Genomic DNA, 12,108 nt, shown 5'->3' with positions numbered 1-12,108 from the left:
CCTGTCAGAATTTATAACCACGATGCAGCGCCACAACGCCAGCCGTCAGGTTGTAATAATCGACACTTTCGAATCCGGCATCCTGCATCATGGCTTTCAGCGTATCCTGATCGGGATGCATACGGATGGATTCGGCCAGATAGCGGTAGCTGTCGGCATCGTTCGCCACCAGCGAACCAATACGTGGCAGCACATGGAAGGAGTAAGCGTCATAGGCTTTGCTTAACGGTTCGATAATCGGCTTCGAGAACTCAAGCACCAGCAGGCGGCCGCCCGGTTTCAGCACGCGATACATCGAACGCAGTGCTTTATCTTTGTCGGTAACGTTACGCAGACCAAACGAAATGGTGATGCAATCAAAGGTGTTATCCGGGAACGGCAGCGCCTCTGCGTTCGCCTGAACATACTCAACGTTGCCAATCACACCGATATTACGCAACTTCTCGCGGCCCATTTTGAGCATGGATTCATTGATATCGGCGAGGACCACTTTGCCAGTCTCACCGACCAGGCGGGAGAATTTTGCCGTCAGGTCACCGGTGCCGCCAGCCAGATCCAGCACGGTCTGCCCACGGCGTACGCCGCTGCAATCGATCGTGAATCGCTTCCACAAACGATGAATACCAAATGACATCAAATCATTCATGACATCGTATTTAGATGCCACGGAATGGAAAACGTGGGCGACCATATCCGCTTTTTGTTCTTTCGCGACGGTCTGAAAACCAAAGTGCGTCGTTTCTTGTGACTTATCCACCATCTCAATGCCTGCTCATCAAAAAATTGTTCCAGAAGTGTAACAGATTGGGCGTCGATGCCCTAGATTTCTACCCGGCTTAACTACCCCTAATGGGCTAGCGCGACTGCTGATTATATTCATCATCGCGTTGATAAGCTTCATCATTCGGCTGCCCCGGAACCGACCGCAGTCGATACTCTTCATCCTGGCTCACCGCCTGTTCAGCCAAGTCCGGATTAATCTCGCGTTTAATTTCTACCCCTAAACCGCGAAACGCTTCTGCCTGCGCCAGCACATTTCCGCGACCTGAAGAGAGTTTTTTCATCGCCTGGCGATAGTTATCCTGCGCTTTGTCCAGACTTTGACCAATCGCGGACATATCATCAATAAATAGACGCATCTTGTCGTACAGCTTGCTGGCACGATCGGCGATTTGCTGGGCGTTACGGCTTTGATGCTCATAACGCCACAGGTTGGCGATAGTACGCAACGCCACCAACAGCGTGGTGGGGCTAACCAGCATGATGTTGTTCTTTAACGCTTCGGTGATCAGCTCCGGCTGGCGATCAAGCGCCAGTAAAAACGCTGGCTCAACGGGGATAAACATCAGCACGTAATCCAGCGTTCGTAGCCCCGGCAGCTGTTGATAGTCTTTGCGCCCAAGCAAGCGGATGTGATTACGTACCGAAGCAATATGCTCCTGCAATGCGCTTTCACGTGTGTAGTCGTCTTCCGCGTTGAAGTAGCGTTCATAGGCGACCAGCGTCATTTTTGCATCGATCACCACATCTTTCCCCTGCGGTAGCCGCACGATGACATCCGGCTGCATCCGCGAGCGAGCGTCATTTTCAATGCTTACCTGGGTTTCGTATTCATATCCTTCACGCAGTCCGGAAGCCTCCAGCACCCGCGTCAGTACCACTTCGCCCCAGTTCCCCTGGGTTTTGTTATCACCTTTCAGCGCGCGCGTCAGGTTGATCGCTTCCTGGGCCATTTGCGCGTTGAGTTGCTGTAGATTACGAATTTCGTGGGTCAGGGTATGGCGTTCTTGTGCTTCTTTACCAAAGCTGTCCTGTACCTGTCGGCGAAAACCATCTAGTTGTTCACGCAGCGGCGATAGCAGGTTGTTCAGACTCTGGCGATTTTGTTCATCTACACGGCGATTACTGTGCTCAAAAATACGGTTGGCGAGGTTTTCAAACTGCTCGCTCAAACGCTGCTCGCTGTTAATCATCTGGCGAATTTTATCGTCAGCATGTTGCTGTGCAGCTTCCATCCGCGTAGTTACTTCACGCAGATCTGCCTCCAGCGAGGTGTTAATACTTTGCAGACTACGCACTTCGTTATTGAGCAATTCACACTCTGCACGCCAGTGCTCACTTTGGGTAATTTGTTGTTTTGCCGCACTTAACTCCGCAACCATCTCTTCACGTTCGGCTAATTGCTCGGCTTTTTGCTGCGCATGTTGATAACTGGCAAACAGCCAACCGATGGCCACACTGACCAGCGCAATAATGGCATAAACAATGATTGAGAAATCCACAAAGCCTCCTGACGCAACAACTTACCCGCACAAAATAGAATTGTGCTGTACAAACGTCCAGTTTGAAAGGTATTTCCTGCGAGGCGCTACGCAAAACGATCGTTTATTTTGCTTATTTTATCCCACAATATGAGACTAAGTTTATATTGTGGGATGCATCACCTTTTCCCCACTTTATTCTGTGAAACACTCGGCAATATCCTCAGGAGACACCTATGGCAGAAACCTCTTCAACCACCGCTGGCGCACAAACGTTATTACGCGGACTGGCGGTTATTAATGCTGTTTATAACGGTTGCCATGACCTGAAAAGTATCGGCGAGTTCACCGGCACGACGCGGAGTACAACCCATCGTTTAGTCTCTGTTTTGGTGGAGCAACGCTATCTGCGCCATGTCCCAACTCAGGGCTACCAACTGGGCGCCAAACTGATCGAACTCGGTGCCAGAGCTCTGGAAAGCACTTCATTGTATGAAGTTGCACAGCCCGTTTTGCAGCGTCTGGCCCGTTACACCCTGGACACCGTGCATCTGGGTATCGTTGAGAGCGACGAAGTGCTGTATCTGGAGAAGATCAACGGTCAGCGCGGGCTGGAGATGCGCTCACGTCCTGGGCATCGCATGCCTCTGGCAATTACGGGAATCGGTAAGGCGTTGATCCTCAACCGAACAGAAGAAGAGTGGCGCACACTATTTTTGACTTGTGGTGATGAAACAAAACTGGGCGCATTTATACAAAACATGCGCCGTTATGCCGCCAGTGGTTTTGCTTTTGATCTGGAAGAGAACGAGCCCACTATCCGTTGCATTGCAGCGCCGATTTACAACGCCCGGAATGAAATTGTGGCGGCCATTTCTGTCGCCAGTACCACCACGTATATGTCGCTGGCGCGCCTGGAAGAACTGGCACCTTACGTCAAATCCTGTGCAGAAGAGATCTCCGCTGAACTGGGCTGGGGTAAGCACGTCCGCAAAGATAATTAAACCATGATTAAAGGAAACGGCTAATGTCGGGAAATACCTCATTTATTGCCCTGGACTGGGGAACGTCATCGCTTCGGGCATGGCGTTTTGGTGACTCACCAGATCCACAAGAAAAACGTGAATTCCCCTGGGGAATCATGAAATTACCCTCCCAGGCAGCAACACGTGAGGACGCTTTCCACGATACATTTTTGCGTGTCTGTGGAGACTGGCTGGCACAAACCTCATGCCCGGTTCTGGCTTGCGGCATGATCGGCAGTGCGCAAGGGTGGCAACCAGCAGCTTATTTACCTTGCCCGGTCACTCTCGATGGACTGGCGAAGCAACTGACGCCGGTTATCCACCAACAGCAGACAATGCTGCACATCATTCCCGGCGTGATTAAAGAAGGTGAAATGCCCGAAGTGATGCGTGGCGAAGAGACACAAATCTTCGGTGCCATCGCAATGGAACCTGCCCTGCAAGACGCAATCCGTAGGGGTATGCCGGTGCTGATTGGCTTACCTGGCACTCATGCGAAATGGGCGGTGGTTGAAAACAACACCATTACCGATTTCCGAACCTTTATGACGGGCGAGTTATTTGATGTTTTATCCCGCCATTCGATTCTTGGTGCCACCATGCGTTCGGGAGATGAACCTCACTGGGATGCCTTCGCCCAAGGACTGACAGCGGCACTGGAGCATCATCAGACCGGATTATTATCGACGCTGTTTTCGACCCGTTCGCGCTTGCTGACCGATAATCTTACGCCGTCCTCACAGGGCGATTATCTTTCCGGATTACTGATAGGCCATGAATTATGTGGTCTGGCATCCAGCTTGCTGCGTGATTTACCCGCCACAACGCCGATCGCCTTAATCGGTAGCGCCACCCTGAACAGCCGCTATTCACGGGCGTTCAGCCACGTTTTTCCCGACAGACAGCTTCACGCAATTCCTAATGCCACTGAACAGGGATTATGGCGAATCGCCCACGCTGCCGGGTTACTCTCCACCAACGCCAGGGAATGTACTCATGCCATTTAATACTCTTTTGCAAAAAACCGGGTTAGTCGCCATTTTACGCGGCGTGAAACCGGATGAGATTGTCGCCATCGGTGAAAAGCTGTACGCCGCCGGATTCCGCCTGATTGAGATTCCCATGAACTCGCCGGAGCCGTTGCAAAGTATCAGTCTACTGCGCGACGCCCTGCCTAAGGACTGCCTGGTCGGAGCCGGAACTGTGCTTTCAGTAGAGCAGGTGGTCGCGGTTAAAGAGGCTGGAGGCCAGATTATCGTGATGCCGCATTGCGATACTGCGGTGATCCGTCGCGCCCGTGCGCTGGGTATGTATTGCGCGCCTGGCGTCGCTACGCCCACCGAGGCTTTTGCTGCCATTGAACATGGCGCCAATGCCATCAAGCTGTTCCCGGCTGAACAAATTACGCCAGAAGTCACCAAAGCCTGGCGTGCGGTTATTCCACAATCCGTTCCGATGTTACCGGTTGGCGGCATCACACCGGAAACCATGGCGCGTTATCTGAGCCACGGCGCAAACGGTTTTGGTCTCGGTTCTGCGCTATATCGCCCCGGCATGACGCCAGAGCAGGTCTATGAAAATGCAGTGCTGTTTATGAACGCATGGAACAATTTAAATAATAAATAACTGAACAGAGGATGCAGCCAACCTCGGGGATATCGCTCCCCGAAGTTGGGGAGCGTGAGACTGATGACAAACGCTAAATTGCCTGATCTCTGCAATATACTGGATATGCAGACTTTTGTAGGCCAGATAAGGCGTTCACGCCGCATCCGGCAAAGGCAGCGCAGCCCGATTTAGCGATAGCGCCGGATGCGATGCTGGCGCATCTTATCCGGTCTACAGGACGCTGCAATTTATTGAATTTACACGATATTGCAGGCCGAATAAGGCGTTTACGCCACATCCGGCATGAATAAATCGCACTTTATCAACAAGTTGTCATTTCAGCAGACGACGCGCCGCTTCCACCACGATTTTCACCGCATGGCTTTCAGTTTGTTTCATCGTCTCAGCATTTGGGATCTCTTGCTGGGTGCGGTTAACGATAACGCCCGCCACCATACCCGCACGCAGGCCCTGGCTTGCGCACATGGTTAGCAACGTTGCAGATTCCATTTCATAGTTCATCACGCCCATCGCCTGCCACTCTTCCATAGAACCTTTAAAGTGACGGACTACGCGACCAGAGTATGTGTCATAACGTTCCTGGCCCGGGTAGAAGGTGTCAGAAGAAGCAGTCACACCAATGTGGGTGGTCGCGCCAATGGATTTCGCGGCTTCTACCAGTGCAGTAGTACATTCGAAATCAGCGACAGCCGGGAACTCCAGCGGAGCGAAGTGCAGGCTCGCGCCATCCAGACGAACAGACGCCGTGGTAACCAATACATCACCAACATTAATATGCGGCTGAATAGCACCCGTCGTACCGATACGCAGGAAGGTGCGAATGCCCAGCTGTGCCAGCTCTTCAACAGCAATAGAAGTAGACGGACCGCCGATACCGGTAGAGCAGACAATAACAGGTTTACCATCCAGCTCTGCGCGCCAGGTGGTGAATTCGCGGTGAGATGCCAGCTTAACCGGCTTATCCATCAGCGCGGCGATCTTTTCCACACGATCCGGGTCGCCAGGGACGATGGCAAGCGTAGCCCCTTGTAAATCGTTTTTAGTGAGGCCGAGATGAAAAACATCAGACTTGGACATATACAACTCCTCTGTGAATCGGTTTAGTCAGAAGAAGCAAAAAGACACTTTACCGAAGGATTTAACATTTTTTCGTGACACCCATCACCATGACGCAAATGTGTTGCATGCATTTACCTGATAAAAGTGATTTAAATCACATAAATAACTCTTTGCCATGTGTTGTTGCATAAAAGATGAGCCGATTCAGGCAATGTGATTTGTTGCATGCTGACTATAGTTAACATTGCGCAAAATTTTTATAAGGGTACGGAGAATACCATGGCAACAACACAACAATCTGGATTTGCACCTGCTGCATCGCCCCTCGCCTCGACCATCGTTCAGACTCCGGAAGATGCGATTGTGGCAGGGTTCACCTCTATCCCTTCGCAAGGGGATAACATGCCTGCTTACCATGCTCGCCCAAAGCAGAGCGATGGCCCACTGCCAGTGGTCATTGTAGTGCAAGAAATTTTTGGCGTGCATGAACATATCCGCGATATTTGTCGCCGTCTGGCGCTGGAGGGGTATCTGGCTATCGCACCAGAACTCTATTTCCGCGAAGGCGATCCGAATGATTTCGCCGATATCCCAACGCTGCTAAGTGGTCTGGTGGCAAAAGTACCTGACTCACAGGTATTGGCCGATCTCGATCATGTCGCCAGTTGGGCGTCACGCAACGGTGGCGATGTCCATCGTTTAATGATCACCGGGTTTTGCTGGGGCGGACGCATCACCTGGCTGTATGCCGCGCATAATCCACAGTTAAAAGCCGCAGTGGCGTGGTACGGCAAACTGACGGGCGATAAGTCGCTGAATTCACCGAAACAACCTGTTGATATCGCAACCGATCTTAACGCTCCGGTTCTCGGCTTATATGGCGGCCAGGATAACAGCATTCCGCAGGAGAGTGTGGAAACGATGCGCCAGGCGCTGCGGGCAGCAAACGCGAAAGCAGAGATTATCGTTTACCCGGATGCCGGGCATGCGTTCAACGCCGATTATCGTCCGAGCTATCATGCAGCATCTGCAGAAGATGGCTGGCAGCGTATGCTGGAATGGTTCCGGCAGTATGGTGGCAAGAAGTCGCTGTAATGAGAAAAGACCGGGTGGTATTACCACCCGGTTTGGATTTTATCCCCGACGCAAATTCTGCGCCGCCTGTACCATGTTCGCCAGCGCGGCGCGGGTTTCTGGCCAGCCGCGCGTTTTCAGGCCGCAGTCCGGGTTGACCCACAGACGCTCTGCCGGAATGCGTTTTGCCGCTTTCTTCAGCAGGGCTTCAATCCATTCCACGCTCGGTACGTTTGGCGAGTGAATGTCATAGACGCCTGGGCCAATTTCATTCGGATAATCAAACTCTTCGAACGACTCCAGCAACTCCATGTCGGAACGCGAGGTTTCGATGGTGATGACGTCTGCGTCCAGCGCGGCAATCGAATCCATGATGTCGTTGAACTCGCAATAACACATGTGGGTGTGGATTTGCGTGTCATCTTTCGCCACGGCGGCGTTGATACGGAAAGCCTCCACGCCCCACTGGAGATAGGCATCCCAGTCGCTGCGACGCAACGGTAAACCTTCGCGCAGCGCCGGTTCATCAATCTGGATGATGCCAATTCCAGCGGCTTCCAGGTCCGCCACTTCATCACGCAGCGCCAGCGCAATTTGTTTGGCGATGGTTTCACGGCTGACATCTTCACGCGGGAACGACCAGCAGAGAATCGTCACCGGGCCAGTCAGCATCCCTTTCACCGGTTTGTCGGTCAGCGATTGTGCATACTTCGCCCACTCTACGGTGATCGGTGCCGGGCGGCTAACGTCACCAATAACAATCGGTGGCTTCACGCAGCGGGAACCGTAGCTCTGTACCCAACCGTTTTGCGTAAAGACAAAACCGTCGAGGTGCTCGCCAAAGTATTCCACCATGTCGTTACGCTCAGCCTCGCCATGGACCAGCACATCCAGTCCCAAACGTTCCTGCTCAACAATGGCCTGCTTGATATGTTCCGCAATGCCCGTGCGGTAGTTATTGGCGTCAAGATTGCCCTTTTTGAAATCCAGACGCAGGGTACGAATTTCCGTGGTTTGCGGGAAGGAACCAATCGTGGTGGTCGGCCACGCGGGCAGTTTAAAACGCGCACGCTGGGCTTCAGCACGCACTTCATAGACATTCGCACGCTGACTGTCCTGGGCGGTGATCGCCACCAGACGTTTTTCTACCGCCGGATTATGGACACGGGTAGAATGGCGGCGCGCCTGAATCGGGGCGCTCCACTCTGCCAGAGCAGCCGTGTCACCACTGTTCAGCGCATCGCGCAGCAGTGTCAGTTCATGACATTTTTGCAGGGCGAAGGCAAACCAGCTTTTCACTTCTGCATCAAGACGCGTTTCCACGCTCAGGTCGATGGGGCTGTGCAGCAGTGAGCAGGAAGATGCCACCCACAAATCACGTTTGCCGACAATGTCCTTAATTTGTGCATATTTCTCGGTAAGATCGGCGCGCCAGACGTTACGACCATTGATAAGTCCCGCAGACAGTAGCCAGTCTGAAGGCAGGCGCTTGTGCAGTTCGGCAATGTCATCTTTACCATGTACTAGGTCCACATGCAGCCCCTGAACAGGCAGCGCAGTAATCGTGTCGAGGTTTGGCGTTACGCCTTCAAAATAGGTGGTCAGCAGCAGTTTCACCTGGCCCTGGAGCGCGTCGTAAGCGGGTTTGTATGCGTCCAGCCACGCCTGCGGTAGTTCCAGTACCAGAGCCGGTTCGTCGATCTGTACCCACTCAATGCCGCGTTTTGCCAGTTCTGCCAGCACTTGCTGATAAACCGGCAGAATGTCGTTCAGCAGACTCAGGCGATCAAACTGTTCACCTTTCACTTTCCCCAGCCACAGGTAGGTAATCGGCCCCAGCAGCACAGGCTTGACCTTGTGGCCCAGCGCCAGCGCCTCGTCCACTTCCTCCAGCAGCTGCGTCCAGGTCAGTTTGAACTGTTGGCCTTTAACAAACTCCGGCACCATGTAGTGATAGTTGGTGTTAAACCATTTGGTCATTTCCGCTGCCGCCGCAGGTTCACCAGTCGGCGCACGTCCACGACCAATACGGAACAGGGTGTCGATATCTACCGAACCCTCTTTGTTCTGATGACGCGCCGGAACATTACCCAGCAGCAGACTGGTAGTCAGAACATGATCGTACCAGGCAAAATCGCCCACCGGCAGCAGGTCGATACCCGCTTGCTTTTGTTGATCCCAGTGACGAGCACGCAATTCACGCCCTACTGCCAGCAGTTCTTCACGCGTGGAGTTCCCCGCCCAATAACTCTCTTGCGCTTTTTTCAGCTCGCGACGCAGGCCAACGCGAGGGAAACCGAGGGTGTGATTAAGAATTGTCATTATATGCCCCTTGTGGAATTTTTAGTATTTAGACGTCCAGATGTTTACACATCCATATTTGCCAGTTACTGTATATTCCTCAAGCGCAAATTATTCATGCCGAAGTGAAGGACTTTCATGATCGAAGTAAAACACCTGAAAACGCTACAAGCGTTGCGGAACTGCGGCTCGCTCGCAGCCGCTGCGGCGACGTTGCATCAGACGCAATCCGCCCTGTCTCACCAGTTTAGCGATCTGGAACAACGTCTTGGCTTCCGGCTATTTGTGCGTAAAAGCCAGCCGCTTCGCTTTACACCGCAGGGAGAAATCCTGTTGCAACTGGCAAACCAGGTACTGCCGCAAATCAGCCAGGCACTGCAAGCCTGCAATGAACCGCAGCAGACGCGCCTGCGCATCGCCATTGAGTGCCACAGCTGTATTCAGTGGCTGACGCCCGCGTTAGAAAATTTCCATAAGAACTGGCCGCAGGTCGAGATGGACTTTAAATCGGGCGTGACGTTTGACCCGCAGCCTGCGTTGCAACAGGGCGAGCTGGATCTGGTGATGACGTCCGATATTCTGCCGCGCAGTGGACTGCATTATTCGCCGATGTTCGATTATGAAGTGCGTCTGGTGTTAGCACCTGACCATCCCCTGGCGGCAAAAACGCGTATCACGCCGGAAGATCTCGCCAGCGAGACGCTATTGATTTATCCGGTGCAGCGTAGCCGACTTGATGTCTGGCGGCATTTTCTTCAGCCGGCAGGCGTCAGCCCGTCACTGAAAAGCGTCGATAACACCTTATTATTGATTCAGATGGTTGCTGCGCGGATGGGCATTGCCGCCCTGCCGCATTGGGTAGTAGAGAGTTTTGAGCGCCAGGGTCTGGTGGTGACCAAAACCCTGGGCGAAGGCTTGTGGAGCCGACTGTACGCCGCCGTGCGCGATGGCGAGCAGCGTCAGCCGATTACGGAAGCATTTATTCGCTCAGCGCGCAATCACGCCTGCGATCATCTGCCGTTTGTGAAGAGCGCGGAGCGACCCACTTACGATGCACCCACAGTGAGGCCAGGATCACCAGCGCGCCTGTAATAAACGTAGGCCAGTGCGGCTGTTGGTGCCAGATAGCCAGGTTTACCAGCAGCCCTGCCGGAACGTGCATATTATTCATAATGCCCAGCGTTCCGGCGTCCACCTGCGTCGCGCCGTAGTTCCACATAAAGTAGCCAATTCCGGAAGCCACCACGCCAAGAAACACCAGAATGCCCCATTGCAGCGAGGTTTGCGGCATTTTCTGCGCATTTCCCAGCAAGAACCATGCAATCACCGCCACCAGGAACGCGCCGAGATAGAACCACGCAAAGGCGTTATGCTGTGGCATCGGGCGAGTTTCCATCAGGCGTTTGTAACCCACCATGCCGATGGCGAAAGTGATATTGGAGAGTTGCACCAGCAGCAGGCCGGTCCAGAAATGGTCAGTCACCTGATCATAGCGAATAATTCCGGCACCAATCACCGCCAGTAACGCGCTAAAGGCATATCCCCAGCGCAGACGGCGCTTACTCATGATGTCATAAATCAGCGTGATGTAGAGCGGCGTCAGTACGGTGAACAACAGCAGTTCAGAGACCGTCAGGTAGAGATAAGCACGGAAACTCAGCATATACATCACGCCAAGCTGCATCGCGCCCACCAGCATATACAGGCCGACCGTTTTCAGGCTATTGCCACGGGTACGCAGAAACGGCAGAAAAACGAGTGCCGCCAGGCCAACGCGCACCAGCACCGCAAAATAGCTATCGACGTGCCCCGCAAGGTACTCGCCATAAAAGCTAAAGGAGAAGGCCCACAGAATCGTGGTGATGATAAGTAGCGCCACAATGGAAAACTCTTTGATTAACGAGTATCCATTGTAGCGAAGTATCAGGTTGACAACTGACCAAATAAAGAACGATTACGATAAATAGAGTTTACGCAGATAATGCGGCACTGCGTCTTCGGCGTTAGTACCAATCACTTCCAGCTCTGGATGCAGATCTTTCAGGCGCTGATGCGCGCTGCCCATAATGCAGCCTTTACCCGCCATCGACAGCATTTCGGCATCGTTCATTCCATCGCCAAAGGCAATACAATCTTGCAGGCTGTAGCCCAGTTTCTTCGCTACCGCTTCCAGGGCATGGCCTTTTGAAACGCCGCCAGCCATGACTTCCAGGCAGGTTAAGGTAGAGAAACTGACATTGACGCGATCGCCCCAGCGAGCGTTAATCGCTTGCTCCAGTGGCAGAAGTTTTTCATGGGTATCACTGGTGAAGAACACTTTGCTGACGCCTTCTGGTTCCAGCAATCCCGGCTCATACAGCGCGTAATTGAACACCGCTTCTTTGAAAAAGCGCATCTCTTCCGGGCGATGGCGATTCATAAACCATTCATCATCGCGATAAACGTTAGTAATGATCTCCGGGTTGTCGTTGACCACGCCAAACAGATCGCTGGCAATGTCGCGATCCAGATTATGAGCAAAAATCAGGTTGCCATCGAGGTCGTGAACGCGCGCGCCATTGGAGGTAATCATGTAAGACTTAATCTCCAGATTATCGCGAATTTGCCCCACATCAACGTGGTGGCGACCGGTCGCAAATACAAAGTTGATGCCGCGCGCGGTGAGCAGCTTCAGAGTTTCTTTGGCGTAAGGGGATAACGTATGGTCGGGAGAAAGTAACGTGCCATCTAAATCAGACGCAACAACCTGGTACATAAGA

Annotated in this window: 11 protein-coding genes; 5 read left to right on the top strand and 6 right to left on the bottom strand. The window is 52.9% G+C overall.

Annotated features, from left to right (window positions below):
• Nucleotides 1-4: 4 nt before the first annotated feature.
• Nucleotides 5-760, bottom strand: a complete 756-nt coding sequence (ubiE, locus tag FEK47_RS15800) for a bifunctional demethylmenaquinone methyltransferase/2-methoxy-6-polyprenyl-1,4-benzoquinol methylase UbiE (RefSeq protein WP_000227958.1) — start codon at nt 758-760, stop codon at nt 5-7.
• Between the two features lie 94 nt (nt 761-854).
• A complete protein-coding gene (gene rmuC, locus FEK47_RS15795; protein ID WP_130219483.1) occupies nt 855-2,282 on the bottom strand; it encodes a DNA recombination protein RmuC in 1,428 nt (475 codons plus the stop codon).
• A 215-nt stretch (nt 2,283-2,497) separates the two neighbouring features.
• Between rmuC and FEK47_RS15790 the strand changes: the two genes are divergently transcribed.
• The 3 genes from FEK47_RS15790 to FEK47_RS15780 are packed head-to-tail and all read left to right on the top strand — an operon-like array spanning nt 2,498 to nt 4,912.
• Nucleotides 2,498-3,265, top strand: coding sequence for an IclR family transcriptional regulator (locus FEK47_RS15790; RefSeq protein ID WP_135520288.1), 768 nt, complete (start codon nt 2,498-2,500; stop codon nt 3,263-3,265).
• Nucleotides 3,266-3,288: 23 nt separating this feature from the next.
• Nucleotides 3,289-4,293, top strand: coding sequence for a 2-dehydro-3-deoxygalactonokinase (locus FEK47_RS15785; protein WP_135486955.1), 1,005 nt, complete (start codon nt 3,289-3,291; stop codon nt 4,291-4,293).
• Nucleotides 4,283-4,912 (top strand): 2-dehydro-3-deoxy-6-phosphogalactonate aldolase, encoded by a 630-nt coding sequence (locus FEK47_RS15780; protein WP_130209460.1) that lies wholly within the window; start codon nt 4,283-4,285, stop codon nt 4,910-4,912. Before FEK47_RS15785 ends, FEK47_RS15780 begins: the two co-directional genes overlap by 11 nt.
• Before the next feature lie 315 nt (nt 4,913-5,227).
• Here FEK47_RS15780 and udp read toward each other — a convergent pair whose 3' ends face one another.
• A complete protein-coding gene (gene udp, locus FEK47_RS15775) occupies nt 5,228-5,992 on the bottom strand; it encodes a uridine phosphorylase (RefSeq protein ID WP_130209452.1) in 765 nt (254 codons plus the stop codon).
• A 261-nt stretch (nt 5,993-6,253) separates the two neighbouring features.
• On the opposite strand from udp, the gene FEK47_RS15770 reads away from it, so the two are divergent.
• Nucleotides 6,254-7,069: a dienelactone hydrolase family protein gene (locus tag FEK47_RS15770; protein ID WP_135486956.1), complete on the top strand. Its 816-nt coding sequence runs from the start codon at nt 6,254-6,256 to the stop codon at nt 7,067-7,069.
• A 39-nt stretch (nt 7,070-7,108) separates the two neighbouring features.
• On the opposite strand, the gene metE is transcribed toward FEK47_RS15770, so the two are convergent.
• Entirely contained in the window at nt 7,109-9,370 is a 2,262-nt protein-coding gene (metE, locus tag FEK47_RS15765; protein ID WP_135486957.1) for a 5-methyltetrahydropteroyltriglutamate--homocysteine S-methyltransferase, read from the bottom strand.
• A gap of 117 nt (nt 9,371-9,487) precedes the next feature.
• Between metE and metR the strand changes: the two genes are divergently transcribed.
• Nucleotides 9,488-10,441: an HTH-type transcriptional regulator MetR gene (gene metR, locus FEK47_RS15760; RefSeq protein WP_000573618.1), complete on the top strand. Its 954-nt coding sequence runs from the start codon at nt 9,488-9,490 to the stop codon at nt 10,439-10,441.
• Here the strand turns inward: metR and bioP are convergent.
• Both bioP and yigL read right to left on the bottom strand, forming a co-directional pair.
• Nucleotides 10,329-11,228: a biotin transporter gene (gene bioP / locus FEK47_RS15755; RefSeq protein WP_001196233.1), complete on the bottom strand. Its 900-nt coding sequence runs from the start codon at nt 11,226-11,228 to the stop codon at nt 10,329-10,331. The two genes, metR and bioP, sit on opposite strands and share 113 nt — an antisense overlap.
• 75 nt (nt 11,229-11,303) lie before the next feature.
• A complete protein-coding gene (yigL, locus tag FEK47_RS15750) occupies nt 11,304-12,104 on the bottom strand; it encodes a sugar/pyridoxal phosphate phosphatase YigL (protein ID WP_135486958.1) in 801 nt (266 codons plus the stop codon).
• Nucleotides 12,105-12,108: the final 4 nt, after the last annotated feature.

This window comes from Escherichia sp. E3659 (assembly GCF_005781135.1).
Lineage (GTDB): Bacteria > Pseudomonadota > Gammaproteobacteria > Enterobacterales > Enterobacteriaceae > Escherichia.
This window is presented reverse-complemented; position numbering and strand designations above follow the sequence as displayed.

Coding starts and splice junctions, on each gene's coding strand:
- FEK47_RS15780 (WP_130209460.1), top strand. CDS start 4,283: ATGCCATTTAATACTCTTTTGCAAAAAACCGGGTTAGTCGCCATTTTA.
- yigL (WP_135486958.1), bottom strand. CDS start 12,104: ATGTACCAGGTTGTTGCGTCTGATTTAGATGGCACGTTACTTTCTCCC.
- udp (WP_130209452.1), bottom strand. CDS start 5,992: ATGTCCAAGTCTGATGTTTTTCATCTCGGCCTCACTAAAAACGATTTA.
- ubiE (WP_000227958.1), bottom strand. CDS start 760: ATGGTGGATAAGTCACAAGAAACGACGCACTTTGGTTTTCAGACCGTC.
- FEK47_RS15790 (WP_135520288.1), top strand. CDS start 2,498: ATGGCAGAAACCTCTTCAACCACCGCTGGCGCACAAACGTTATTACGC.
- FEK47_RS15770 (WP_135486956.1), top strand. CDS start 6,254: ATGGCAACAACACAACAATCTGGATTTGCACCTGCTGCATCGCCCCTC.
- metR (WP_000573618.1), top strand. CDS start 9,488: ATGATCGAAGTAAAACACCTGAAAACGCTACAAGCGTTGCGGAACTGC.
- FEK47_RS15785 (WP_135486955.1), top strand. CDS start 3,289: ATGTCGGGAAATACCTCATTTATTGCCCTGGACTGGGGAACGTCATCG.
- metE (WP_135486957.1), bottom strand. CDS start 9,370: ATGACAATTCTTAATCACACCCTCGGTTTCCCTCGCGTTGGCCTGCGT.